Source organism: Mesorhizobium sp. C372A (assembly GCF_030323245.1).
GTDB lineage: Bacteria > Pseudomonadota > Alphaproteobacteria > Rhizobiales > Rhizobiaceae > Mesorhizobium.
In genome coordinates this window covers 5,942,399-5,967,567 of record NZ_CP100475.1, presented here as the reverse complement: position 1 = coordinate 5,967,567, position 25,169 = coordinate 5,942,399, and the positions used below count along the sequence as shown (strand labels likewise).

Sequence of the window (25,169 nt, the reverse complement as noted above, 5' to 3'; positions counted from 1 at the left end):
GGTATTACCCTTGTGTAAGACAAAGGTAAGATATCCCTGTGAGGGGAACTATTCAAGCCCGCCGACGTCTCCTCGCTCAAACCCTGGTGCCGCCGACGGTCATCTGGTTCATCCTGAGATGCGGCTGGCCGACGCCGACCGGCACGCCTTGTCCGGCCTTGCCGCACATGCCGATGCCGGTGTCGAGTTTCATGTCGTTGCCGATCATCGAAACGCGGTGCATGGCGTCCGGTCCGTTGCCGATCAGCATGGCGCCCTTGATCGGCTGCGTCACCTTGCCATTTTCGATCATGTAGGCCTCGGTGCAGCCGAACACGAACTTGCCCGAGGTGATGTCGACCTGGCCGCCGCCGAAGGATACGGCATAGATGCCGTTCTTGACCGAGGCGATGATCTCGTCCGGCTCCATGTCGCCTGCCGTCATATAGGTGTTGGTCATGCGCGGCATCGGCTGGTGCGCATAGCCTTCGCGCCGGCCGTTTCCCGTGGCTTTCATGCCCATCAGCCGGGCGTTCTGGCGGTCCTGCATGTAGCCGACAAGCTTGCCGTCCTCGATCAGCACATTGCGGGCCGAAGGCGTGCCTTCATCGTCGACGGTCAGCGAACCCCGCCGCTCCGGCATGGTGCCGTCATCGACCACGGTAACGCCCTTGGCGGCGACCTGCTGGCCGAGCAGGCCGGCAAAGGCGGAGGTCTTCTTGCGGTTGAAGTCGCCCTCCAGCCCGTGGCCGACGGCTTCGTGCAGCATCACGCCCGGCCAGCCGCTGGACAAAACGATGTCGAACGTTCCGGCCGGCGCGGGAATGGCTTCGAGATTGACCAGCGCCTGCCTGAGGGCCTCCCTGGCAGCATGCTTCCAGGCTTCCTCGACCAGGAACTCGCCGAACGCCTTGCGCCCGCCCATGCCATAGGAGCCGCTTTCCTGGCGGTCGCCGTCGCCGACGACGACGGAAACGTTGATGCGGACCAGCGGGCGGATGTCGCGCACGATCTGGCCGTCGGCGCGCACGATCTCGACATGCTGCCAGGACGCCGCGAGCGAGGCCGTCACCTGACGCACGCGCGGGTCCTCGGCACGCAGCCATGCGTCGATCTCCTGCAACAGCTTGGCCTTGACCTCGAAGGAAGGCGAGGGGATCGGGTTCTCCTCGCCATAGAGATGGCGGTTGGTGCGCGCGGGTGCCGCGGCAAGCGTGCCGGAATAGCCGCCCTTGACGGTCGAGACCGCGTCGGCGGCGCGCAGCAGCGACGCCTCCGAAAGATCGCTGGAATGGGCGTAGCCGCTGGCCTCGCCGGCCACGGCGCGCAGGCCAAAACCCTGGTCGGTGTTGAAATTGGCGGTCTTCAGCCTGCCATTGTCGAACATCAGCGCTTCGCTCTCGCTGTATTCGAGGAACAGTTCGCCGTCGTCGGCGCCGTTCAGTGTGTCGGCGACGATCCGCTTGATGCGATCGTCTGAAATGTCGAATTGGCCGGTCAGGCTGTTCATGGCAGGTCCGCTCACAGGAGGAATGGTGTTGCCACGATGTAGGCGCGAAGACGCGCCTGCACAATCCGCAATGACGATCCGCAGCAGGTAGGAGCGGGTAGCCCCGCCCCTGAACATGACATCCATCTTGAAGTTCGACCCGTCACCCGAAAAGGCCTTCACCCAGCGATATTTCTTGTTCCATTCATTGGCCTGGTCGGCCGTGAAGGGGTCGGTATAGCCCGAGGAGAACTGGATCGACTTGCACTTCTCATGGTTTTCGCAGCCATAGAAGTAGATGACATATTTCATGCCCTGAAGCCGGCCCGAGACCATCGGATCGCCCCGTCGTCCTTGTCCATCTTGGCCGAGCCATAGCCTTTCGCAAGCTCGAAAATGACGGCCGGATCGGGCGCCGTGATGATTTCGGAATCCTCGGCAAAGGCGACGGAAACGGCGCCGGTCAGGATTAGACCGGTCGACAAAAGCAAAGAACAAGCACGCATGATGACCCCCACAGCCAAAGATCAAACCCGTGGGAATTGTGAGGAAAGACGGTTTCGCAAGCATCAAGCTCAGGGCAGGGCGGCAAAACCGTCGGCGAAGCCCTTGAGGTCGACGGGGATGCCGATGCCTTCTTCCGGCGTCTGGAAGACGATGAAGGTGGCCGACGTCCCGGTCTTCAGCGTATCGAGCAGCTGCTTTTCGAGAATGACCTCGGCATAGCAGCCGTCTTGGAAGCAGCGCACGAAATAGGCGCGGCCAATATCCTTGCCGTCGACATTGAGGCCCAGGCCATTGGGCAGCAGAACGCCGAGCGGGGCCAGCACGCGCAGGATCTCGGCCTTGTTGTCGGCGGTGCGCAGGACGACGACGGACAGTCCCATTTCCGGGCGATCCTCGGCAACGACGTTCTGCATCATCACGCATTGTTCCGAGGTGGCGCCGGCCGGCGTGTCGCAGATGATCGACCACGCGCCATGCGTTGACTTGACCGTGCCGCTGGGCTGCGCTGCATTGGCGACGCCGGTTGCGGACGAGCCGATACCGATCAGGGCGGCGAGAAAAACGACCTTCGCCCCGCTTCTCGAAAGCCAAGCGCTTTTCGAATGCCAGGCGCTCTTCGAATGCCAGGCGTTTCTCGAAAGCCAAGAGGTCATGACGGCTCCATTGCGAATCACGGCACTTTAAGCCGCGCCAAGGCCAAGTAAAGGATAGGGCGACCGCCGGTCAGCCCCGGCAGGCGCAATAATGCGCTTTTCCCTAGCAAATTCGCCCGAATTGCGACCGTCGGGCGCATTCCGGACACAAGCCCGCATAGCCTGTCTGTCGACGACCCGCGCGGGCCACGAGGCCGTCGAAACAGCGCGGCAGCACTTGCGCGCAAAAATGCCGCACGGTTTCGCCCGCTCCTTTCTTGCGGAGGGAAATAGAGTATGGTTTGAACCACCCTTGGGACTGTCCGGGATTCCCATCCCGGCATTGTTCGATATTCTTGCGTCGCGATCGCGAGGAACCGGGAGATGAAGAGGGCGATGAGAAAATTCCCAGCAAGCGCCAAATTGATGGCAACGGCAGGCGCCGCCGCCGCATTTTTCGCCGGTGCCTCCGCCCATGCGGCCCAGCCGCAGCCGTGGGAGATGACTTTTCAGCCGCCGGCGACAGACATGATGCGGCAGATCGAGTGGTTCGGGAACTACACGATGTGGTTCGTCGTCCCGATCACTGCTTTGGTTCTGGCGCTTCTCGCCTGGTGCATCTTCAGGTTCCGCGCCAGCAAAAACCCGGTTCCGTCCAAGACCAGCCACAACACGCTGATCGAGATCATCTGGACAGTCGGGCCGGTCGTCGTCCTGCTGTTCATCGCCATTCCCTCGTTCCAGTTGCTGACGGCGCAGTACACGCCGCCGGAAGAGGCCAAGCTGACCGTCAAGGTAACGGGCAATCAGTGGAACTGGGACTATGAGTACCAGACCGAGAACACGCTCTCCTTCAACTCGGCCATCCTGCAGGACGCCGACCGCGCCGCGATCGGCAAGGAAGACCGCAAGGTCTATCCGCGCCTGCTGGCGGTCGACAACGAGCTGGTCGTGCCGGTCAACACCATGACGCGCGTCCTGGTTACCGCAGCCGACGTGATCCATTCCTTTGCCGTTCCGGCCTTCGGCATCAAGATGGACGCGGTTCCCGGCCGCACCAATGAGACGTGGTTCAAGGCGGAAAAGGAAGGCATCTATTACGGCCAGTGCTCGCAGCTCTGCGGCAAGGACCATGCCTTCATGCCGATCGCCGTCCGCGTCGTATCCGATGCGCAGTACAAGACCTGGCTGGCAGCAGCCAAGACCGACCTCCCCGGCGCCAACAAGGCGCTGATGGCCGAGGTCGACGGTACCAACAAGGTAGCGGCCGCCGGCAATTGATGCCGCGGGTTAGCAAGAATTAGGGAACGGAGCCGACCATGGCAGAAGCTGCAGCTCACGACGACCACGACCACAAGCCCTATCATGGCTGGGTCCGGTGGGTGTACTCCACCAACCACAAGGACATCGGCACGCTCTACCTGATCTTTGCGATCTTCGCGGGCATCGTCGGCGGCGCGCTTTCGGTCGTCATCCGCATGGAGCTGCAGGAGCCGGGCATCCAGATCTTCACCGGTCTGGCGCAGATGGTCTACGGCATGAACGGCGATGCCGCCATCGACGGCGGCAAGAGCATGTACAACGCCTTCGGCACCGCGCACGCGCTGATCATGATCTTCTTCATGGTCATGCCGGCGCTGATCGGCGGCTTCGCCAACTGGATGGTGCCGATCATGATCGGCGCCCCCGACATGGCCTTCCCGCGCATGAACAACATCTCGTTCTGGCTGCTGCCGCCGGCCTTCCTGCTGCTGATTGCTTCGGCCTTCATGCCGAGCGCGCCCGGCGCCTATGGCGTTGGCGGCGGCTGGACGCTCTATCCGCCGCTGTCGACCTCCGGCCAGCCCGGGCCGGCCATGGATCTGGCGATCCTGTCGATCCACATTGCCGGCGCGTCCTCGATCCTCGGCGCCATCAACTTCATCACCACCATTTTCAACATGCGCGCGCCGGGCATGACGCTGCACAAGATGCCGCTATTTGCCTGGTCGGTTCTGATCACCGCCTTCCTGCTGCTATTGTCGCTTCCGGTTCTGGCCGGTGGCATCACCATGCTGCTTACGGATCGCAATTTCGGCACCACCTTCTTCGCCCCGGATGGCGGCGGCGATCCGATCCTGTTCCAGCATCTGTTCTGGTTCTTTGGTCACCCCGAAGTGTACATCCTGATCCTGCCGGGCTTCGGCATCATCAGCCACATCGTCTCGACCTTCTCGAAGAAGCCGGTGTTCGGCTATCTCGGCATGGCCTACGCCATGGTCGCGATCGGCGCCGTTGGCTTCATCGTCTGGGCGCACCACATGTACACGACCGGCCTGTCGCTCGACACGCAGCGCTACTTCGTCTTCGCCACCATGGTCATCGCCGTGCCGACAGGCGTGAAGATCTTCTCCTGGATCGCGACGATGTGGGGCGGCTCGATCTCGTTCAAGACGCCGATGCTGTGGGCGCTGGGCTTCATCTTCCTGTTCACGGTCGGCGGTGTCACCGGCGTCCAGCTCGCCAATGCCGGCCTCGACCGCTCGCTGCATGACACCTATTTCGTCATTGCCCACTTCCACTATGTGCTGTCGCTGGGCGCGGTCTTCGCCATCTTCGCCGGCTGGTACTACTGGTTCCCCAAGATGACCGGCTACATGTACTCGCCGGTGATCGCCAACACCCACTTCTGGGTCACCTTCGTCGGCGTCAATTTGATCTTCTTCCCGCAGCATTTCCTCGGCCTCGCCGGCATGCCGCGCCGCACCATCGACTATCCCGACGCGTTCGCCGGCTGGAACATGGTGTCGTCCTACGGCTCCTATATATCGGCCGTCGGCGTGGTGATCTTCCTCTATGGCGTGTTCGAGGCCTTCCAGAAGAAGCGCGTCGCCGGCGCCAATCCGTGGGGCGAGGGTGCAACGACGCTCGAATGGCAGCTGCCTTCGCCGCCGCCCTTCCACCAGTGGGAACAGCTGCCGAAGATCAAGTAAGGCAGCCCGAATACGAAACCGCCGGCCCGCCGGCGGTTTCGGCCAACGGAATGATTGGACTTATGTACGCATGGCCCTTGTCGACGACCCAATGATTGACGAAGCGGGCTTTCGCATGTCGGAAGCCACGTCGGGCGATTTCTTCGCCCTGCTGAAGCCGCGCGTCATGTCGCTGGTGGTGTTCACGGCCTTTGTCGGCATGGTCGCTGCGCCCGTGACCATCAACCCGCTGCTGGCGGTGATCGCCATCCTGGCCATTGCCATCGGCGCCGGCGCCTCGGGTGCGCTCAACATGTGGTACGACGCCGACATCGATGCGGTGATGAGCCGGACCGCCGGCCGCCCGGTACCCTCCGGCCGCATCCTGCCCGGCGAAGCCCTGAGCTTCGGCCTTGTGCTTTCGGTGCTGTCCGTGATGACGCTGGGCGTGCTGGTCAACTGGCTGTCGGCGGCGCTGCTTGCCTTCACCATCTTCTTCTACGCCGTCGTCTACACGATGTGGCTGAAGCGCTCGACGCCGCAGAACATCGTCATCGGCGGCGCCGCCGGCGCCATCCCGCCGGTCATCGGCTGGGCCGCGGTGACCGGAACGGTGAGCCTGGAAAGCCTCGTCCTGTTCCTGATCATCTTCCTGTGGACGCCGCCGCACTTCTGGGCGCTGGCGCTGTTCAAGTCCGACGACTACGCCAAGGCTGGCATCCCGATGATGCCGAACGTTGCCGGCCAGGCCTCGACCCGCCGCCAGATCTTTGCCTACGCCCTGATCCTGGCGCCGATCGGCGTGCTGCCCTGGGTGCTCGGTTTCACCACCGCCTTCTATGGCGTCGCATCAGTGGCTCTCGGCGCCGGCTTCGTCTGGTATGCCTGGAAAGTGCTGTGCATGACCGATAGCGATCGCGTCATGAAGCCGGCCAAGGCTCTGTTCGCCTATTCGCTGCTCTACCTCTTCGCCATCTTCGCCATCTATCTTGCCGACTGTGTCGTCGGTCGCGCTTTGGCCATCGGTGGAGCATGACCATGATCGACAAGAAGCTTGAACTGGTCACGCTGACCGAAAGCCAGAAGAAGGCGCGTCGCAACCGTTCGGCGGCGATCGGCGTCGCGCTGGCGATTCTGGTCGTCATCTTCTACGTCGCGACCATCGTGAAATTCGGCCATACCGGATGAGGCCGATGATGACCCGCCAGACCGTGACCGATCCCAGGAAGAAGAACACCAACCGCGTCGTCGCCGCCGTCTGCGTCGCCTTTTTCGGCGGCATGATCGGGATGGCCTACGCCGCGGTGCCACTCTACAAGATGTTCTGCCAGGCCACCGGCTATGGCGGCACGACGCAGCGCGCCGAAAAGCAATATGCCGGCCGCATCCTTGACCGCGACATCACCGTGCGCTTCGACGCCAACACCAACGGCATTCCCTGGCAGTTCCAGCCGGTCGCCCGCTCGGTCACCATCAAGATCGGCGAGACCACGCAGGCGCATTACAGCGCCACCAACAAGTTCGACCGCGCCGTTATCGGCCGCGCCACCTTCAACGTGCAGCCGGAACTGGCGGGCCCCTACTTCAACAAGGTCGAGTGTTTCTGCTTCACCGACACGACGCTGAAGCCCGGCGAGACGCTGGACATGCCGGTCGTGTTCTATGTGGATCCCGATATCGTCAACGTGCCGGAACTGAAGGACTTGAAGACGATCACCCTGTCCTACACGATGTTCCCGGTCCAAAAGAACAAGCCGGTGGCGTCATCGACGCCGGACAGCAGCAGCAAAGTTTCAGATACCGAAGCAAATCTCGGGGGTTGATATGGCAGACGCGCACGCAAAACCACAACACGACTACCATCTCGTCAACCCGAGCCCGTGGCCCTTCCTGGGGTCGATCGGCGCGCTGGTGACTGCAGTCGGCGGCGTCGCCCTGATGCAGTATCTCAAGAACGGCGATTTTCCAATTTTCGGCCACAACATCGCCAATCCATGGCTGTTCTTCATCGGGCTCGTCATCGTCCTCTACACGATGTTTGCCTGGTGGTCGGACACCATCAAGGAAGCGCATGAGGGCCACCATACGCGCGTCGTGTCGCTGCATCTGCGCTACGGCATGATCATGTTCATCGCTTCGGAAGTGATGTTCTTCGTTGCCTGGTTCTGGGCCTATTTCGATGCCAGCCTGTTTCCGAGCGAAGTGCAGAATTACGCCCGCACCGCTTTCACTGGCGGCGTCTGGCCGCCGAAGGGTCTCGAAGTCCTCGATCCGTTCCATCTGCCGCTCTACAACACCATCATCCTGCTTCTGTCGGGCACCACGGTGACATGGGCGCACCATTCGCTCATCCATGGCGACCGCAAGGGCCTGATCAACGGCCTGGTGCTGACCGTCGGCCTCGGCATGCTGTTCACCATGGTGCAGGCCTACGAGTACATGCACGCTCCGTTCGGCTTCAAGGATTCCATCTACGGCGCCACCTTCTTCATGGCGACCGGCTTCCATGGCTTCCACGTCATCATCGGCACCATCTTCCTGCTGGTCTGCCTGATCCGCGCCTGGAAAGGCGACTTCACGCCCAAGCAGCATTTCGGCTTCGAGGCGGCTGCCTGGTACTGGCACTTCGTCGACGTGGTCTGGCTGTTCCTGTTCGCATCGATCTACGTCTGGGGATCGGTCGGCGCGGTGATCGAAGGCCACTGACGGCTTTCACCGAACCGACAAATCAGAAGGGCGGTCGCGGCAACGCGGTCGCCTTTCTTCTTTTCGGCGCCCATCAATGGCCAACGGATTCGGCTGGTCGGGCTGGCTGCTTCAATTGGTCGACTGGACCGATGGCTGCATTGGGGTTACCGGCTGCGACATGGACGAAATCTGGACTATGGTGCCGGATGGAACGCTGATCGAAATCGAGCCATAAAGCATGACTATCCATGAGTGAAGACAGGGCGATCTGGCCACCCATCGAGCCGATCTCGGCCGGCCTGCACGGACGCTGCCCGCGCTGCGGCGAAGGACGGCTGTTTTCCGGCTTCCTCACCGTCGGCAAGCGCTGCAACAATTGCGGCCTCGACTATTCCTACGCCGATGCCGGCGACGGCCCGGCGGTGTTCGTCATCCTGATCATCGGCTTCATCGTCGTGGGGCTGGCGCTGTGGGTGGAGGTGACGCTGAGCCCGCCGCTCTGGCTGCATTTCATCATCTGGATACCGCTGGCCGTGGGACTGTGCCTGACGGCGCTGAGGTTGATCAAGGGGGTGCTGCTGACGCTTCAATACGCCAACAAGGCGGCCGAAGGCCGCCTGGACCAGGGGCAATGAGCGAGGCGCTGACCAAGCCCGCCGGCCGCTCGCGGCCGAAGACGGCATTGCTGCTCGGCCTCGGCCTGGTGGTGTTCGTCATCCTGCTCGGGCTTGGCACATGGCAGGTGCAGCGCCTGTACTGGAAGGAAGCCCTTCTGCAGACCATCGACCAGCGCACCCATTCAGCGCCGCAGCCGCTGGCGGACGTCGAGAAGGAATTCGCCGCCACCGGTGATGTCGACTACACGCCGGTCACCGTCAGCGGGACGTTCCTGCACTCCGGCGAGCGGCATTTCTACGCCACATGGGACGGCGACGCCGGCTTCAACGTCTATACCCCGCTGGCCCTCGACGATGGCCGCTATGTCCTGATCAACCGCGGCTTCGTTCCCTATGATGTCAAGGATGCCGCCAAGCGCCCGCAAGGGCAGGTGACCGGCAAGGTCACGGTCACCGGCCTGGCGCGCAACCCGCTGCCGGCCAAGCCGTCGATGATGCTGCCCGACAATGACGTGGCCAAGAACATCTTCTATTGGAAGGATCGTGACGTCATGGCGGCGAGTGCCGGCCTGCCGGCCGGTGCCGTGCTGGTGCCGATCTTCATCGACGCCGACAAGACGCCGAACCCGGGCGGGCTGCCGGTCGGCGGCGTCACCATCATCGACCTGCCGAATTCTCATCTGCAATATGCCTTCACCTGGTATGGCCTGGCGGCGGCTCTTGCCGCGGTTCTGATCATCAGGCTGCGCCGTCCGGCAAAGACTGAATGATCCAGAGCATGATCCCGAAAAGTGGGAACCGGTTTCGGACAAGATCATGCTCCAACAAAGAGTTAGATCAGGTTGACCATTCAACCTGATCCAACTGCCCTTGACAGGGCAGGGGTGCACACCTCATTTCGCCAAACGATACGATCAACCGATCTGGAATCATGCTGCAGACCGCCACAAAACCACCGCTGACGATCCGGCTCTGCCAGCCGCGCGGCTTTTGCGCCGGTGTCGACCGCGCGATCCAGATCGTCGTGCTGGCGTTGAAGAAATACGGCGCGCCGGTCTATGTCCGCCACGAGATCGTGCACAACCGCTATGTCGTCGAGGGCCTGCAAAGCCTTGGCGCGGTTTTCATCGAGGAACTCTCGGAAATCCCGGCCGAGCACCGCAAGTCGCCGGTTGTCTTCTCAGCCCACGGCGTGCCGAAATCGGTGCCGGCCGACGCCAAGGCACGCGAGCTCTTCTATCTCGACGCCACCTGCCCGCTGGTGTCCAAGGTGCACAAGCAGGCGATGCGCCATCAGCGGCTCGGCCGCCATGTGCTTCTGATCGGCCATGCCGGCCATCCCGAAGTGATCGGCACCATGGGCCAACTGGCTGAAGGCGCCGTCACGCTGATCGAGACCGAAGCCGACGCTGGGACCTTTGCCCCCGCCGACCCGGAAGCGCTCGGCTTCGTAAGCCAGACAACGTTGTCGGTCGAAGACACTGCCGGCATATTGCGGGTGCTGCAGGAGCGCTTCCCGCAACTGCATGCACCGGCCGCCGAATCGATCTGCTACGCCACCACCAACCGCCAGGAAGCGGTCAAGGAAACCGCCGCCGGCGCCGATCTCTATCTGATCGTCGGTGCGCCCAATTCCTCCAATTCGCGCCGTCTTGTCGAAGTGGCGGAGCGCGCCGGCGCCACCATGTCGCTTCTCGTACAGCGCGCCGCCGAAATTCCGTGGAATGACATCACAAATATCTCGACGCTCGGCCTGTCTGCCGGCGCGTCGGCGCCGGAGATCATCGTCGACGAGATCATCGACGCCTTCCGCCAGCGCTTCGAGGTGAACATCGACCTGGCGATCACGGCCACCGAAACGGAGGATTTTCCAGTCATGCGGGTTCTGCGCGATGTCGAACTGACGCGGGCCGACATGGCCTTCGTCAACGGAGCCGCGTGAACAGCCCATGGCGGTCTACACCGACGTCAATGAGGGCGAACTCGGCGCGTTCCTGAGGGCATATCCGGTCGGCGAACTCTTGTCCTACAAGGGTATCGCCGAAGGCACGGAGAATTCGAATTTCCTGCTGCACACCTCAAGCGGCTCTTACATACTGACGCTCTACGAGAAGCGCGTCGACAAGGCCGACCTGCCGTTCTTCCTCGGCCTGATGGGCCATCTCGCCCGCAAAGGCATTTCCTGCCCGTTGCCGGTGACCGCGCATGACGGCACCGTCATCGGCACGCTGGCCGGCCGTCCCGCGGTCATCATCACCTTCCTCGAAGGCCTGTCGCTCCGGCGGCCGACAGCGGCGCATTGCGCGGAGGTCGGCAAGGCGCTCGCCGCCCTGCATCTCGCCGGCCAGGATTTTGCGATGACGCGTGACAACGCACTGGCCATCGAGGGCTGGCGCAAATTGTGGAACGCCTCGCGCGACCGCGCCGACGAGGTCGAGCCGGGACTGGCGGCCGAGGTCGACGCGGATTTCGCCGACTTCGGACGCCATTGGCCGCAAGGCCTGCCGGCAGGCATCATCCATGCCGATCTGTTTCCCGACAATGTCTTCTTCCTCGGCGAGAAACTGTCCGGCCTCATCGACTTCTATTTCGCCTGCAACGACCTCTACGCCTATGACGTCGCCACCTGCCTCAATGCTTGGTGTTTCGAGAAGGATTTCTCCTTCAACCTGACCAAAGGCACGGCGCTGCTGGCCGGCTATCAGAGCGTGCGGCCTTTGAGCGAGGGCGAGAAAGCAGCGCTGCCGATGCTTTCGCGCGGCTCGGCGCTGCGCTTTATGCTGACCCGGCTCTATGACTGGCTGACGGTTCCCGAGGGCGGGCTGGTCATGAAGCGCGATCCGACCGAATATATCCGCCGCATGCGCTTCCACCGCGCGATCAGGTCGCCTTCGGAATACGGACTGACATGACCAAGCAGGTTGAAATCTTCACCGACGGTGCCTGCTCGGGCAATCCCGGTCCCGGCGGCTGGGGCGCCATCCTGCGCTTCAACGGCAAGACCAGGGAATTGTCGGGCGGCGAGGCCGAGACGACCAATAACCGTATGGAGCTGCTGGCCGCCATCTCGGCGCTGAATGCGCTGAAGGAGCCGTGCTCCGTCGAGCTTCACACCGACAGCAAATATGTCATGGACGGTATCTCCAAATGGATCCACGGCTGGAAGAAAAATGGCTGGAAGACCGCCGACAAGAAGCCGGTCAAGAACGGTGAACTGTGGCAGGCGCTGGATGAGGCCAATCGGCGCCACAAGGTGACCTGGAACTGGGTCAAGGGCCATGCCGGCCATACCGAGAACGAACGCGCCGACGAACTCGCAAGGGAAGGCATGGCGCCGTTCAAGAAGAGTCCGTTAAAACCTGTGGCGCCGAAGCCTGCGGCGGCGCTGAAGCCGGCGGCATCCGAGAAGCAGCCTGCGGCGCCACGGGCACGGCGCTCGACCCAAAGCTATTGAGCTCAAGCTATCGGCAGGGGATCTCACTCATGCCGATCGTATACTACATCACCCATCCCCAGGTTCAGATCGATGCCAACGTTCCCGTGCCGCACTGGGGGCTGTCCGAGATCGGACGGGCTCGAGCATCAGCCATGCTCGAGCAGCCATGGGTCGGGTCGATCCGGCGGGTCGTCTCGTCGGCCGAACGCAAGGCGATCGAAACCGCCGAGATTCTTGGCAAACACCTCGGCCTCGCGGTCGAGGTGCGGGAGCGCATGCATGAGAACGATCGGTCGGCAACCGGCTTCCTGCCGCCGCCGGAGTTCGAGGCGGTCGCCGACCAGTTCTTCGCCAACCCGCACAAAAGCATCCGCGGCTGGGAGCGGGCCATCGATGCCCAGCAACGCATTGTCAGCGAGGTCGAAACGGTGCTGGGTGCTGCCGATGGCGGCGACATTGCCTTCGTCGGCCATGGCGGCGTCGGAACGCTCTTGCTGCTCTCGCTCAGCGATCGCGCAATCAGCCGCGAGGCGGATCAGCCGGCCGGCGGCGGCAATTACTTCGCCTATGATGTCGGCACGCGCCGCGTCGTCCACGGATGGCGGCCGATAGACAGTCTGGCGCCGCGCTAAAGCGGATGTCAGGAGATCATCGACACCGTAGCGGCGATGAAGCCGCGCGCGACCAGCGGATAGAACCTGTCCTCAGCGGATCAGCAGGGCCGTGCCGTAGAGGCCGAGCGCGAACACCGTGTGCGAGATCACATTGAAGGCGCGGATCTGCATCGCGTTGGGGCGCTTTGAGGCAGCCCAGCCGGCGCCCATGCCGGGCGCCAGCAGGAACCAGCCGGCGCCGATGGTGACCATGCCGAGGATGAAGGCCGGCAGGAAGGTCGGCGCGTCCAGCCATGCCGTGCCCACCAGCGCCACCAGGATGAAGCCGTAGACGATGCCGGTGACATAGTGGAAAGCCCAGCCCAGCGCCTGCTCATGCGCATAGGGTGCGGCTTGGGCGATATCGTCGTGGAAAACCTTGCCTTCCCTAAGGTGCCAGACCCAGCGGCCGGGCGGCCCCCAGTTCGGCCGCGGCTGGCTGAGCGCCAGATGCAGGAACAGCGCCCAAAGATCCATCAGCACCGTGGCGCCGATGCCGATCGCAATGCTGCGCCAGATGATGTCAAACATCGTCGATTTCCCCCAAAGCAGGCAATCCGGCTGGAAGCGCGTGGTCGTCAGGCCATGGCGCTCATGAGCCGACGCGGCCGCTGCGGTTTAGAGCTGGCTCAGAATGTGAGCGGCACCCGATGTGTCGACTCCTGGCTTGGTCTCGACATTGAGCGCGGTGACCTTGCCGTTGTCGACGATCATCGAGAAGCGCTTCGAGCGCAATCCCATGCCGCCGCTGGAATAGTCGGAGTCGAGGCCGATCGACCTGGCGAAGTCGCCATTGCCGTCGGCGAGATAGAGGATCTTGCCTTGACCGCCGGTGAAATTGGCCCAGGCGCCCATGACATGGACATCGTTGACGGACACGACGGCGATGGTGTCGACGCCGCGGGCCAGGATGGCATCGTGGTTCTCGAGATAGCCCGGCAGATGATTGTTGCTGCAGGTCGGCGTGAAGGCGCCTGGAACGCCGAACAGCACGACCTTCTTGCCCGCGAAAATCTCGGCCGAGGTGATCACCTTGGCGCCGTCGGCGGTCATTTCCTTGAAGGTCGCATCGGGCAGTTTGTCGCCAACGGCAATCGTCATGATGGTCCTCGTGTGAAAAGCAGGGAAGGTTTCTTGCGATAGCGAAATCGGGCATCTCCCGCAACCGCCGACAAGGCCTGGATCAAGGGAAAGCCCGGATCGGGTTCGGTATCAGGGGAACGGCAGAACGCCCTCGACCGCGCCTTCGGCACTTGTCAGGGTGTAATACAACCCGCCATCGGTCGGTGTCGTCGACGGCCGGTCGAGGATCGGAATGGTAAATACCAGCCGGCCGTCCTTTTCGCTGCGTGCAGGCGCCCCGAACATATAATCGCGTCCCCCGGCGACGAATAAATCCGCCGCCTCCGGATCTCCGGGAAAAGTCGCCTCGACCATCAGCGTCTCATGGTCGCCCGGCAGCACCTTGATCCCGAAATCGGGCTTGGCAGGCGCGGGCAAGGTGGCGAGTGCAGCCTTCACCAGCGCCGCATCCTCGGCATTGTCGGGATCGGCGGCGGGATCGACGCTCAGCCGCGTCTGCACCGGAATACAGATCGTCTCGCAGATGCCGAGAAAGATGTCGGCATCGATGACGGCCGCATCCCCAGGCGACGACAAAGTGAATGTCACCGGCAGCGAGACCGGATGGTTGTAGCCGGCCCATTTGCCGTAGCCGTCGTCATGGCGCTGCGGCGGCGGGAAGGAAAACGCCGCATCGGTGATGTTGGTGCTGGCCGAAACGTCGATCTGCGGCGGCACGCCGGCGTCGCCCGGATCGCGCCAATAAGTTTTCCAGCCGGGCTTGAGCGCGATGTCGAGCACGCCCTGTATGCGACCGGCCTCGTCGGCCTTGCCTGTTGTCACCAGCCGCACCTTGCCGCCTTCGCTGTTGTACCATTCCGACGAGGAGGCGGCGGCGGGCAGGACTGCTCCGCATCCGATAGCAATACCGAGCAGCAGGATTTTCAAGCTTTGCATGGCGTTGATTTGATCGTCAGTTCATGGCCGCGCAATGTTTTCATGGCGCTCTGCGTATCATATTTGCGTGACCTTCGGGCAAGGAACAGTTGGGTTCAAGCAATCGGCCGAGCAAAGTTTACAGCCAGGAATCCGTTGTTCCAACCGTCGGGGTTTGGCCGAATCGCACGCGGCGCATCTTTTCGGCGTCCCGGAAACGCGTTACGCTCCCGTTCATGGACTTTTTGCGCCACAAAAAGACGGCCGGTGGACGCGGCTTTCTTGACGACCAGTTTCTGATTGCCATGCCCGGCATGAAGGACGATCGCTTCACGCGCTCGGTCATCTACATCTGTGCGCACAGCGATGAAGGCGCCATGGGCCTGATCATCAACCAGACGCAGCAGATGCTGTTTCCCGATCTTCTGGTGCAGCTCGGCATCATGAACGAGCAGGAGGCGATCAGGCTGCCGGCGCAGGCTCGCGACTTCGTGGTGCGCAATGGCGGCCCCGTCGACCGCAGCCGCGGCTTCGTCCTTCACTCGGGCGACTACCGGGTGGAATCCTCGCTCACCGTCTCCGACGATATCTGCCTGACCGCGACGGTCGACATATTGCGCGCCATCTCGTCCGGCCGCGGCCCGCGGCGCGCATTGATGGCGCTCGGCTATTCCGGCTGGGGCGCCGGCCAGCTGGAAACCGAGATCGCTGAGAATGGCTGGCTGACCTGTCCGGCCACGCCGGAGCTGCTGTTCGACGCCGACATCGAGCGGAAGTACGACCGCATCCTGGCATCGATCGGGATTGATCTGGCGCATTTGAGCCTGGCCGCGGGGCACGCCTGAGGCCTCGCCTCGCCGACGTTCCGCCGAACCTTCGCGACTAGCCGAAGCCGCCCGCCACTTTCGTCATCCTAGGGTCTGCGCTGCGTCGCAGCGCTCCTTGCTTCGCCCTAGGATGACGAAGGCGCGGTCGCTTCAGCTAATTTTCGGGGTTCATTTCAATGTAACCACTCGCCTGCACGACGCATGCCTCACCCATCACGCCTGCGTCATCGGGTACTGCTCTTTCAACGCCTTCAGCACCTGGTCGCCTGGCATCGGCGCGCCGAACATGAAGCTTTGCACATATTCGCAGCCCATCTGGCGCAATTCCAGCGCATCGCTTTCGTCGGAAATGCCCTCGGCCACCACCGACAGGCCGAGTTCATGCGCCATGTTGACCATGGATTTGAGCAGCACCGCCCGCTTCGGCGTCGCGTCGTCGACGAAGCTCTTGTCGATCTTGATGGTGTCGAAGGGGAAGCGGGTCAGATAGGCGAGCGAGGAATAGCCGGTGCCGAAATCGTCCAGCGACAGGCCGATGCCGAGCTGCTTGAGTTTGGTCAGCACATGCGAGGTCTGCTCTGGATTGTCCATGACCAGCGATTCGGTAAGTTCGAGCCGGAAGCAGCGCGGCTTCAGATTGGCGCGGGCGATGACCGAGCGGACATCGCTGACCAGGTCGCGGCGGATCAGCTGGCGGCTGGACAGATTGACCGACACTGACAGCGGGGTGTCGCCGATCTGCTTTTGCCAGCCGGCGAGGTCTTCGGCCGCCTGCTGCATGGCAAACAGCCCAAGCTGCACGATCAGGCCACAGCTTTCGGCGACCGGAATGAAATCGCCCGGCGGGATCATGCCGCGGCGCGGATGGTCCCAACGCAGCAGCGCTTCGAAGCCGGCAATGCTGCCATCCTCCAGCCGCACGATCGGCTGGTAGGCAAGGGTGAATTCGCGCCGCTCGATGGCGCGGCGCAGATCGGATTCGAATTGCAGCCGGTCGGTGCCGACGGTGCGGAAGGCCGGCCGGAACGGCTCGATCCTGTCACCGCCGAAGCGCTTGGCCTGGTGCATGGCAAGCTCGGCGTCCTTGACCATGTCTTCTGCCGAAGTCTGCGCCGAGGTCCAGGTGATCAGGCCGATCGAGGCAGTCAGCACGATCTCGCGCTTGGCGAAGGTGATCGGGTTGTTGATCGCGTGCTTGATGGCGTCTGCCACCGCCGCGATGCGGGAGGGTTCCTGTTCGGAGAGCAGCATCAGGGCGAACTGGTCACCGGCAAAGCGCGACAGCGAATCCTTCGGTTTCAACAGCCGGTGCAAGCGGCGCGCAATGGTGAGCAGGATGGTGTCGCCGGCCGAGATGCCAAGCCCGTCATTGACCTGCTTGAAACGGTCGATGTCGATGACGAAGACGGTGGGGCGCACCTTCTCTTCGGTGCGCGCGATCGAGATGATGGCTTCCAGCCGGTTCATCAGAAGTTCGCGGTTGGGCAGGCCGGTCAGATTGTCGTGAACGGCATCGTGCAGCAGCCTTTCCTCGGACTTTTTCTGCTCGGTGACGTCGACCATGGTGCCGACGCAGCGAATCACTTCGCCATCCGAGCCGATCACCGGCCGCGCCCGAAGCAAGAACCAGTGGTAGTGCCCGTCGGCGCCGCGCAGGCGGAAATTCTGCGAGACCCGGCCGCGCCGATGTTCGAGCACCACGTCGAGCGTGGTGCGGAACGTGTCGCGGTCGTCGGCATGCAGCACCGGCAGCCAGTTGCGGGCCGCACCCCCCAGGCTGTTGGGAGCGAGGCCAAGCTGGATGCTGACGTCGGGCTTGGTGACGACGCGGTCGCGCAGCACGTCCCAGTCCCACACCGTGTCGCCGGAGCCGGCGACGGCCAGCGCCTGGCGCTCGAGATCGGAGAACAGGCCCTGATGCAGCGCGCCGCCGGCAAAGGCATGCTGCATGACGGTGAAGCCGATCAAAAGGATGATCAGGATCAGCCCGCCGCCCAATGCTGGCTGGGCGATGTCGTTGTCGAGCATGCCGGTGATCGCCATCCACGACCCGCACAGCCATAGCAGCACCATCACCCAACTGGGCACTAGCATGATCGCACGGTCGTAACCACGAAGACCGAGCAGGATGATGAGGCCGAGCCCGGTCAGCGCGGTGGCGGCAAAGGACAGCCGGGCAATACCGGCGGCGACGGCCGGATCGATGATGGCCACACCCGCGATCAGCACCAGGCCGAGAATCCAGACCAGCGCGCCATAGCTGAAATGGCCGTGCCATCGGTTGAGGTTGAGATAGGCGAACAGGAACACCACGAAGGTCGCCGCAAGCGCCACCTCGGTTCCCGCTCGCCACATCTGCTCGTTGCCGGGCGATATCTCTATGATCTTGTTTAGAAAGCCGAAATCGACGCAGATATAGGCAAGTACCGCCCACGCAAGTGCGGCTGTCGCCGGAAACATCGAGGTCCCCTTGACGACGAAAAGGATGGTCAGGAAGAGCGCCAGCAGCCCGGCGATGCCGATGACGATGCCGCGAAACAGCGTATAGGAATTGACCGAGTCCTTGTAGGCTTCCGGCTCCCATAGATAGACCTGCGGCAGCTTCGGCGAGGCGAGTTCGGCGATGAAGGTGATCACCGTTCCCGGGTTCAGCGTCACCCGGAACACGTCGGCGTCGGAGCTTGACTGGCGGTCGAGCGCGAAGCCCTCGCTGGGTGTGATCGCGGCGATGCGGGTGGCGCCGAGATCGGGCCAGAAGATGCCGGAATTCACCAGCCTGAAATGCGGCGCCACGATCAGCCGGTCAAGCTGCTGGTCGGTGGTGTTGGCGAGCGCGAACACCGCCCAGTCACCGCTCGAGCGCGCGTCATTGGCCTCGACCTCGATGCGCCGGACGATGCCATCGGGGCCGGGTGCGGTCGACACCTGGAAGTTTTCGCCCTGGTTGCGGTAAATCTCGACGGCGCGCGACAGGTCGAGCGCGACATCGTCGCGGGCAATCTTGATCGGTTCGACGGCGAAGGCCGGGAGCGCCGCGCAAAGCGTGACGACAACCGCCAGAACAAAGGCCAACAGCGACCCGTTTCGCAGGAAATTCGTCAAAAATCAGTCCTTCGTTCCAGCGCCCGGCGGATCGTCCGCGATCCGGGCGTAGAGGTAGTGGTCCTGCCAGATGCCGTTGATCCTGAGGTAGGATCGCAGAAGTCCTTCGCGCCGGAATCCGGCTTTTTCAAGCACGCGGATCGACCGGACATTGTCGGGAATACAGGCAGCTTCGATCCGGTGCAACCTCAGCGTATCGAAGGCGAAGCGGCAGACCACCTTGACCGCGTCGGTCATCAGGCCGCGGCCGCCAAACCGCTCCCCGATCCAGTACCCGACATGGCCGCTTTGCGAGACGCCGTGGCGGATATTGCCGAGCGTAATGCCGCCGGCAAGCTTGCCGCTCGCCTTCTCGAAGATGAAGAAGGCGATGGCTGTCCCCTGCGCATAGTCTTCGCGGTAGCGGCCGATGCGCAGCCGCCAGGCGGTGCGGTCGAGTTCATCGGGCGTCCAGCGCGGCTCCCACGGTTCGAGGAAGGCACGGCTTTCGCCGCGCACCGCTGACCATTCGCGATAGTCGTTGGTGTAGGGCACGCGCAGCATGACCCGGTCGCCTTTCAGTGCCGGCAGGTCACGGCGAAAGAAAGGGAGCGCGAACACCGGCGCTTGAAGGCTTAGACGGCGAGCTTGCGGGCCGTGGTGTGCGTGCCCGCAAGCGAATCGAGAATCGCCTCATAGGGCGCGAGCGTACCCACCGGTCCAACCGCGGTCAGCGTCGGCTTGGTCGAAAACAGCCGGGACGAAAGGTCGGTCAGCCGCTCGACGGTCAGCGCCGACAGCCGTTCCATCAACTCCTCCTTGGCGATCGGCCGACCGAACAGAAGCAGCTGCCTGGCGATCTGCGAGGCGCGGCTGGCCGGGCTTTCAGCCGACATGATCAGGCCGGCGCGATATTGCGCGCGGGCGCGGTCGAGCTCTTCCTGAAGGATATTCTCGCCGGCCTTCTGCAGCTCGTCGATAATGACCGGCACCAGTTCGGCAATGTCGCTCTGCCCGGTCGCGGCATGAACGCCGAAGATGCCGGTATCGGAAAAACCCCAGTGGAAGGCATAGACCGAATAGCACAGGCCACGCTTTTCGCGGACCTCCTGGAACAGCCGGGACGACATGCCGCCGCCGAGGATCATCGACAGCACCTGCGAAGCGTAGAAATCGCGCACATGATAGGCTCGGCCTTCGAAGCCGAGCACGATCTGCGCGTCCATCAGGTCGCGATCCTCGCGGAAATCGCCGCCGACATACTGCGCATATTGCGGCATCGTGCTGTCGGACTTGCTGCGGAAACCGCCGAGCTGCTTTTCGACCTCGCGCACGAAATTGTCGTGCTTGATGTCGCCGGCCGCCACGATCACCATCTTCTCGGCGCCATATTGGCGCTCGATGAAATCATGTAGCTGTTTGGAGGTGAAGGATTTGACGGTTTCCGGCGTGCCGAGGATCGAGCGGCCGATCGTCTGGTGGCGGAAGGCGGTCTCGGTGAAACGGTCGAAGACGATGTCGTCGGGTGTGTCGTGCGCGGCGCCGATCTCCTGCAGGATCACATGCTGCTCGCGCTCCAGTTCCTCCGGGTCGAATTCGGACTCCTGCAGGATATCGGCAAGGATATCCACCGCCAGCGGCACATCGTCGGACAGCACCCTGGCGTAATAGGACGTCGTCTCGACTGATGTGGCGGCATTGATCTCGCCGCCGACATCCTCGATTTCCGAGGCGATCTCGAAGGCCGTCCGCCTTTTCGTACCCTTGAAGGCCATATGCTCGAGCAGATGGGCCATTCCGTGCTCGTCGTCACGCTCATTGCGGGCGCCGGACTTGACCCAGGCGCCAAGGGCAACGGATTCGAGGCTTGGAAGGGTTTCGGTGGCGACTGTCAGGCCGTTCGACAGACGGCTTACCTCAACACCCATATGGCAAGTACTCCCTAACGCGCTGCCCTTGAGTGGCGGCTCACGTAATCTTCCACCATTTTCAGGTCGGATGGAAGTACCGTGTACTTTTCGTCGGCTGACATCAAGGACCCCAGCCATGCGGGCAGGGCCGGCGACACGCCGCAGGCGGCTTCGACCGCGGCCGGGAACTTGGCCGGGTGCGCCGTGCCCAGCACCACCATCGGCACTGCACCGTCAGCCTTGCCGGCGGCGACATGCACGGCCGCGGCCGTGTGCGGATCGAGCAGATAATTGCTGGATTCGAGCGTTGAACGGATGGTGGCGGCAACCTCGTCCATATCAGCGCGTCCGGCGTCGAATTCGGACCGCATCCGGTCGATTTCCGCGGTTTCGATGGTGAAGGCGCCGGATTGCTTGAGGCCGGCCATGTAACGCCGCACCGTCTCTGCGTTACGGTCGCAGGCCTCGAACAGCAGTCGCTCGAAGTTCGACGATACCTGGATGTCCATCGATGGCGACGTCGTCGCAAACACACCCTTGGTGCGGTATTCACCGGTCGCGAAAGTGCGCGCCAATATGTCGTTGTCGTTGGTGGCGACGATCAGCCGCTCGATCGGCAGGCCCATCTTCTTGGCGGCGTAACCGGCGAAAATATCGCCGAAATTGCCGGTCGGCACGGTAAAGGAGACCGGCCTGTCCGGCGCGCCGAGCGAAAGCGCCGAGGAAAAATAATAGACGATCTGGGCCATGATGCGGGCCCAGTTGATCGAATTGACGCCCGACAGCGACACGCGATCACGAAAACGATGATCGTTGAACATATCCTTCAGCAGGCCCTGGCAATCGTCGAAATTGCCTTCGATCGCCAGCGCCTGGACGTTGGCGGCAGTCGATGTCGTCATCTGCCGCTGCTGCACCGGCGAGACGCGGCCATGCGGGAACATCACGAAAATGTCAGTTCGGTCGCGGCCGGCGAAGGCATCGATGGCGGCGCCGCCAGTGTCACCCGAGGTCGCGCCGACGATGGTGGCGCGCTGGCCACGCTCAGTCAGTACATGGTCCATCAGCCGGGCAAGCAGCTGCATGGCAACGTCCTTGAAGGCCAGCGTCGGACCGTGGAAGAGCTCGAGGATGAACGTGTTGGCGCCGGTCTGCACCAGCGGGCAGACGGCCCGGTGGCGGAAGGTGGCATAGGCTTCTCGCACCAGGCGCTCGAAGACGGGTGCGGCGATCTCGCCGCCGAGGAAGGGCGTCAGCACGCGGATGGCGAGGTCCGCATAGGGCAGGCCGCGCATGGCGCGGATCTCGGCTGCCGAAAACTGCGGCCATGTCTGCGGCACATAAAGCCCGCCGTCGCGGGCCAGCCCCGCCAGCACCGCATCGGCAAATCCAAGCACGGGCGCATCCCCGCGGGTACTCACATAGCGCATCGTCAAAGGTCCATTGCTGCCGCCGGTTTCATCCACGGCAATTGGTTAATTTTCCGAGCCGCCTCAGTCGCATTTTTGCCGTGGCGTTGCTATACGTCACCAACTTTGCGAGAGGGAAGTGCAGTTTCATGGCGTTTCATAAGTTCAACCGTCGCTTTGTCGCGGGTCTGGCGCTAACCGGCTTTATGCTTGCCGCCGCCGGTTGCCAATCCAGCGACAATGGCATCCTCAATCTCGGTTTCGGCAAGAAGACCGACCCGAATGCGCCAATACCGCCTCAGGATCCCAAGGTTCTCGCCAGCCAGTTGCAGGCCTACTGCCCGAAAGTGACGGTGCGTGACGGCACCGCATACTTCAATACCTACGCCAAGGGCGCGCCGCAGCCGAAAAAGAAAAAGGCTGATGCAACACAGGATGCCGAGGCCGCTGCCGCCGCGCAGACGGCGCCTGACGGCTCCATCGTCGATCCGAACAAGGATCCGGCCAAGATCATCTACCAGGCCTCGATCAGCGATGTGAGCCGCGATTGCAGCCGTGCCAACGGCCAGTTGACGATGAAGGTTGGGGTTGCCGGCAAGATCGTGCCGGGACCGCTGTTCGCCCCCGGCACCATCACCATGCCGATCCGCATTGCCGTCATGCACGGCCCCGACGTACTTTATTCGCAGATCCACCCCTATCAGATCCAGGTCAGCGATCCCTCGACCGCCACCCAGTTCGTGTTCACCGATCCCAACGTCGTCGTGCCCGAACCCTCCGCCCGGGATTACACTGTCTATGCCGGCTATGACGACACCGCGCCGGCGGCGGTGGACAAGAAGTCCGGCAAGAAAAAGAAGCGCGCTCCGGCGACGAACTAAGCGCCTGGGCGCCGCCGCTGCTGCGACGGTGCCGGTCAACTCTTTGAAAGATCCAAACGATCCGATCGTAATCCTGCAGGCGTGCGCCTGCGGCAGGTCGCGTCTGCGCTTTAATCTCGATCCATTCCGCCAGCGCACTTGACTCATCCATATCCCGGCGGTTATACGTCAATCAATAGCTCGCAGGTTATTGATCCCGATGCCGGACGCCCACGATACTTTGTTCAGAACGCTTGCCGACCCGACCCGGCGGGCCATCTTCGAGCGCTTGTGCCGCCAAGGTGAGCAGACCGTGGGGGCGCTGACGGCGCAGTCCGGGGTCTCGCAACCGGCGGTGTCGAAGCATCTCGGCGTCCTGAAGCTGGCCGGCCTGGTGCGTGACCGCCACGCCGGACGCCAGACCCACTACAGCGCCCAGCCCGCGGCACTTGGCCCGCTGACCGACTGGACAGTTCAAATGACTGGATTCTGGGAGAGCCGCTTCGATGATCTCGAGAGCCTGCTGAAAAGGATGGACCAGTGAGCAATCCCGAGCTGCGCACCGTCGTCGTCGAACGTGAAATATCCTGGCCGGCGGAGAAGATCTGGCGCGCGTTGACGCAGCCGCATCTGATTGAGGAATGGCTCATGAAGAACGATTTCAAGCCTGTCGTCGGCCACAGCTTCAATCTTCGCGGCGACTGGGGCGGCGTGCTCGACTGCGAGGTGCTGGCCATCGAGCAAAACAGGACGCTGTCCTACAGCTGGGATTTTGCGCATGAGGATGCCGCCTACAATCTGACGAGCGTGGTGACGTTCACGCTCACACCCACGAGCTCGGGAACCCATCTGCGCGTCGAGCAGTCGGGCTTCCATCCGAGCCAGAAGCAGGCCTATGGCGGCGCCAGGGCCGGGTGGCAGCAATTCCTCACCAAGCTGGAGCAGGTCCTGGCGAAGCCGGATTGAAGCCTGCCGGTACCATGCCCTGATCGCGGGGCACCGAATGCAAAAAGGAGTAAATCGATGAAGATCAAGCTGACCAGCGTCTATGTGGACAACCAGGACAACGCACTGCGCTTCTACACCGACGTGCTGGGCTTTGCCGTGAAGGCCGACTTCAGCAATGGGCCTTTTCGTTGGCTGACCGTCATCTCACCCGATGAGCCCGAGGGAGCCGAGCTACAGCTGGCGCTCAACGACAACCCGGCCGCCAAGGCCTACCAGCAGGCCATCTTCAAGCAGGGGCAGCCCGCGCTCATGCTGTTCACCGACGACGTCAAGGGTGATTACGAGCGCATCAAGGGACGCGGCGGTGCGTTCGCCATGGCGCCGACAGAAGTGACCGGCTCGACCATCGCCCAGCTCAACGACAGCTGCGGCAATCTCATCCAGATCACCCAACTGGCGCGTTGGTAGGCGCTGGTTTCAAGAGGAGGGTTGCAATGAACTTGAGCAAATGGATACGTCAAACCCATCGTTGGCTGTCGATCATCTTCACGCTGACCGTGGCAGCCAATTTCATCACCATGGCGTTCGGGCAACCTCCGGCCTGGGTGGTCTATTCGCCGCTGCTGCCGCTCTTCCTGCTGCTGTTCAGCGGCCTCTACATGTTCGTGCTGCCTTACGTCGCGAGATCGCGTGGCGAGCAGGGCGCGCAAGGGTAGGACATGGCCAAGGCGCTGGGAAAATCGAAGGTCGCAAAACCGGCCCCAGACAAGCCGGAAAAGCCGGTCCTGCTTTCGGGCGGCAACCCGCAGATCCCGAAGGCCTATGGGGACGCTCCGGTGCAGGCGTATATTGCTGCCATGCCGGGCTGGAAAAGCGATGTCGGGCGCCGGATCGACGCACTTATCGTCAGCGCCGTCCCCGGCGTCTACAAGGCGGTGAAGTGGAACTCACCGTTCTATGGCATCGAGGGCGAGGGTTGGTTCCTCAGCCTGCATTGCTTCACCAGATACGTCAAAGTCGCCTTCTTTCGCGGCACGTCGCTCGATCCTGTGCCTCCCGGCGGTTCCAGGCAAAAGGAAGTGCGCTATCTCGACATCCATGAAGGCGAAGAGATCGACGAAGCCCGCTTCGCCTCCTGGGTGAAGCAGGCCAGCCGATTGCCCGGCGATAAGATGTGAACGGAG

General features: G+C 62.8%; 30 protein-coding genes. 20 read left to right on the top strand and 10 right to left on the bottom strand.

The genetic code is table 11. From position 1 onward, the window contains the following. Positions 1-76: 76 nt before the first annotated feature. From tldD to NLY42_RS28835, 3 genes are all read right to left on the bottom strand, one after another. A complete protein-coding gene (gene tldD, locus NLY42_RS28845) occupies positions 77-1,780 on the bottom strand; it encodes a metalloprotease TldD (protein ID WP_245263500.1) in 1,704 nt (567 codons plus the stop codon). Then, positions 1,777-1,974: a hypothetical protein gene (locus tag NLY42_RS28840; RefSeq protein WP_155923284.1), complete on the bottom strand. Its 198-nt coding sequence runs from the start codon at positions 1,972-1,974 to the stop codon at positions 1,777-1,779. The genes tldD and NLY42_RS28840 overlap by 4 nt, the downstream gene beginning before the upstream one ends. A gap of 69 nt (positions 1,975-2,043) precedes the next feature. Continuing rightward, positions 2,044-2,628, bottom strand: a complete 585-nt coding sequence (locus NLY42_RS28835; RefSeq protein ID WP_023754099.1) for an invasion associated locus B family protein — start codon at positions 2,626-2,628, stop codon at positions 2,044-2,046. 363 nt (positions 2,629-2,991) lie between these two features. On the opposite strand from NLY42_RS28835, the gene coxB reads away from it, so the two are divergent. From coxB to NLY42_RS28770, 13 genes are all read left to right on the top strand, one after another. Continuing rightward, on the top strand, positions 2,992-3,888 hold the full coding sequence (gene coxB / locus NLY42_RS28830) for a cytochrome c oxidase subunit II (protein WP_050485823.1): 897 nt from the start codon (positions 2,992-2,994) through the stop codon (positions 3,886-3,888). Between the two features lie 38 nt (positions 3,889-3,926). Then, complete coding sequence (ctaD, locus tag NLY42_RS28825; RefSeq protein WP_023668420.1) at positions 3,927-5,579, top strand: cytochrome c oxidase subunit I; 1,653 nt, start codon at positions 3,927-3,929, stop codon at positions 5,577-5,579. A 70-nt stretch (positions 5,580-5,649) separates the two neighbouring features. Beyond that, the gene (locus NLY42_RS28820) at positions 5,650-6,594 is read left to right on the top strand and encodes a heme o synthase (protein WP_023668419.1); all 945 of its coding nucleotides are present in this window, start codon (positions 5,650-5,652) and stop codon (positions 6,592-6,594) included. Beyond that, on the top strand, positions 6,591-6,746 hold the full coding sequence (locus tag NLY42_RS28815; RefSeq protein ID WP_023668418.1) for a cytochrome c oxidase system small membrane protein: 156 nt from the start codon (positions 6,591-6,593) through the stop codon (positions 6,744-6,746). The genes NLY42_RS28820 and NLY42_RS28815 overlap by 4 nt, the downstream gene beginning before the upstream one ends. Positions 6,747-6,754: 8 nt before the next feature. Then, entirely contained in the window at positions 6,755-7,381 is a 627-nt protein-coding gene (locus NLY42_RS28810) for a cytochrome c oxidase assembly protein (protein ID WP_023754852.1), read from the top strand. A 1-nt stretch (position 7,382) separates the two neighbouring features. Continuing rightward, positions 7,383-8,264 carry a cytochrome c oxidase subunit 3 gene (locus NLY42_RS28805; RefSeq protein ID WP_023668416.1) on the top strand — a complete coding sequence of 294 codons (882 nt, stop codon included), beginning with the start codon at positions 7,383-7,385 and terminating at the stop codon, positions 8,262-8,264. Positions 8,265-8,340: 76 nt separating this feature from the next. Next, complete coding sequence (locus NLY42_RS28800) at positions 8,341-8,481, top strand: hypothetical protein (protein ID WP_023698518.1); 141 nt, start codon at positions 8,341-8,343, stop codon at positions 8,479-8,481. 13 nt (positions 8,482-8,494) lie between these two features. Continuing rightward, on the top strand, positions 8,495-8,881 hold the full coding sequence (locus NLY42_RS28795) for a DUF983 domain-containing protein (RefSeq protein ID WP_023685423.1): 387 nt from the start codon (positions 8,495-8,497) through the stop codon (positions 8,879-8,881). Continuing rightward, positions 8,878-9,633, top strand: a complete 756-nt coding sequence (locus NLY42_RS28790; protein ID WP_023692072.1) for an SURF1 family protein — start codon at positions 8,878-8,880, stop codon at positions 9,631-9,633. Before NLY42_RS28795 ends, NLY42_RS28790 begins: the two co-directional genes overlap by 4 nt. Before the next feature lie 161 nt (positions 9,634-9,794). Continuing rightward, entirely contained in the window at positions 9,795-10,805 is a 1,011-nt protein-coding gene (ispH, locus tag NLY42_RS28785; protein WP_023692071.1) for a 4-hydroxy-3-methylbut-2-enyl diphosphate reductase, read from the top strand. A 7-nt stretch (positions 10,806-10,812) separates the two neighbouring features. Then, complete coding sequence (locus tag NLY42_RS28780; protein ID WP_023698519.1) at positions 10,813-11,775, top strand: homoserine kinase; 963 nt, start codon at positions 10,813-10,815, stop codon at positions 11,773-11,775. Beyond that, the gene (rnhA, locus tag NLY42_RS28775; protein WP_023698520.1) at positions 11,772-12,317 is read left to right on the top strand and encodes a ribonuclease HI; all 546 of its coding nucleotides are present in this window, start codon (positions 11,772-11,774) and stop codon (positions 12,315-12,317) included. Before NLY42_RS28780 ends, rnhA begins: the two co-directional genes overlap by 4 nt. A 29-nt stretch (positions 12,318-12,346) precedes the next feature. Beyond that, on the top strand, positions 12,347-12,931 hold the full coding sequence (locus NLY42_RS28770) for a histidine phosphatase family protein (RefSeq protein WP_023698521.1): 585 nt from the start codon (positions 12,347-12,349) through the stop codon (positions 12,929-12,931). 72 nt (positions 12,932-13,003) lie between these two features. Here NLY42_RS28770 and NLY42_RS28765 read toward each other — a convergent pair whose 3' ends face one another. The 3 genes from NLY42_RS28765 to NLY42_RS28755 form a co-directional block, all read right to left on the bottom strand. Further along, on the bottom strand, positions 13,004-13,483 hold the full coding sequence (locus NLY42_RS28765) for a DUF2938 domain-containing protein (protein WP_023687155.1): 480 nt from the start codon (positions 13,481-13,483) through the stop codon (positions 13,004-13,006). Positions 13,484-13,570: 87 nt separating this feature from the next. Further along, positions 13,571-14,053 carry a peroxiredoxin gene (locus tag NLY42_RS28760; protein WP_023698522.1) on the bottom strand — a complete coding sequence of 161 codons (483 nt, stop codon included), beginning with the start codon at positions 14,051-14,053 and terminating at the stop codon, positions 13,571-13,573. Positions 14,054-14,164: 111 nt separating this feature from the next. Beyond that, positions 14,165-14,971: a protein-disulfide reductase DsbD domain-containing protein gene (locus NLY42_RS28755; RefSeq protein WP_023706670.1), complete on the bottom strand. Its 807-nt coding sequence runs from the start codon at positions 14,969-14,971 to the stop codon at positions 14,165-14,167. Positions 14,972-15,186: 215 nt separating this feature from the next. On the opposite strand from NLY42_RS28755, the gene NLY42_RS28750 reads away from it, so the two are divergent. After that, the gene (locus NLY42_RS28750; protein ID WP_023698524.1) at positions 15,187-15,795 is read left to right on the top strand and encodes a YqgE/AlgH family protein; all 609 of its coding nucleotides are present in this window, start codon (positions 15,187-15,189) and stop codon (positions 15,793-15,795) included. Between the two features lie 195 nt (positions 15,796-15,990). On the opposite strand, the gene NLY42_RS28745 is transcribed toward NLY42_RS28750, so the two are convergent. The 4 genes from NLY42_RS28745 to thrC are packed head-to-tail and all read right to left on the bottom strand — an operon-like array spanning position 15,991 to position 22,198. Then, complete coding sequence (locus NLY42_RS28745) at positions 15,991-18,879, bottom strand: EAL domain-containing protein (RefSeq protein ID WP_023754851.1); 2,889 nt, start codon at positions 18,877-18,879, stop codon at positions 15,991-15,993. A 3-nt stretch (positions 18,880-18,882) separates the two neighbouring features. Then, complete coding sequence (locus tag NLY42_RS28740) at positions 18,883-19,479, bottom strand: GNAT family N-acetyltransferase (RefSeq protein WP_023668403.1); 597 nt, start codon at positions 19,477-19,479, stop codon at positions 18,883-18,885. Between the two features lie 14 nt (positions 19,480-19,493). Then, positions 19,494-20,786, bottom strand: a complete 1,293-nt coding sequence (locus tag NLY42_RS28735) for a M16 family metallopeptidase (protein ID WP_023668402.1) — start codon at positions 20,784-20,786, stop codon at positions 19,494-19,496. 14 nt (positions 20,787-20,800) lie between these two features. Beyond that, a complete protein-coding gene (gene thrC, locus NLY42_RS28730; RefSeq protein WP_023754850.1) occupies positions 20,801-22,198 on the bottom strand; it encodes a threonine synthase in 1,398 nt (465 codons plus the stop codon). A gap of 128 nt (positions 22,199-22,326) precedes the next feature. Between thrC and NLY42_RS28725 the strand changes: the two genes are divergently transcribed. The 6 genes from NLY42_RS28725 to NLY42_RS28700 all read left to right on the top strand — a co-directional run bounded on the left by NLY42_RS28725 (position 22,327) and on the right by NLY42_RS28700 (position 25,163). Next, complete coding sequence (locus tag NLY42_RS28725) at positions 22,327-23,058, top strand: hypothetical protein (protein WP_023687159.1); 732 nt, start codon at positions 22,327-22,329, stop codon at positions 23,056-23,058. Positions 23,059-23,257: 199 nt separating this feature from the next. Beyond that, entirely contained in the window at positions 23,258-23,581 is a 324-nt protein-coding gene (locus NLY42_RS28720) for an ArsR/SmtB family transcription factor (RefSeq protein WP_023668399.1), read from the top strand. Further along, positions 23,578-24,003, top strand: coding sequence for an SRPBCC family protein (locus NLY42_RS28715; protein WP_023668398.1), 426 nt, complete (start codon positions 23,578-23,580; stop codon positions 24,001-24,003). The genes NLY42_RS28720 and NLY42_RS28715 overlap by 4 nt, the downstream gene beginning before the upstream one ends. A 57-nt stretch (positions 24,004-24,060) precedes the next feature. Then, complete coding sequence (locus NLY42_RS28710; RefSeq protein ID WP_023668397.1) at positions 24,061-24,453, top strand: VOC family protein; 393 nt, start codon at positions 24,061-24,063, stop codon at positions 24,451-24,453. A gap of 26 nt (positions 24,454-24,479) precedes the next feature. Further along, on the top strand, positions 24,480-24,701 hold the full coding sequence (locus tag NLY42_RS28705; RefSeq protein ID WP_023668396.1) for a hypothetical protein: 222 nt from the start codon (positions 24,480-24,482) through the stop codon (positions 24,699-24,701). Positions 24,702-24,704: 3 nt separating this feature from the next. Beyond that, positions 24,705-25,163, top strand: coding sequence for a DUF1801 domain-containing protein (locus NLY42_RS28700; RefSeq protein WP_023735570.1), 459 nt, complete (start codon positions 24,705-24,707; stop codon positions 25,161-25,163). Positions 25,164-25,169: the final 6 nt, after the last annotated feature.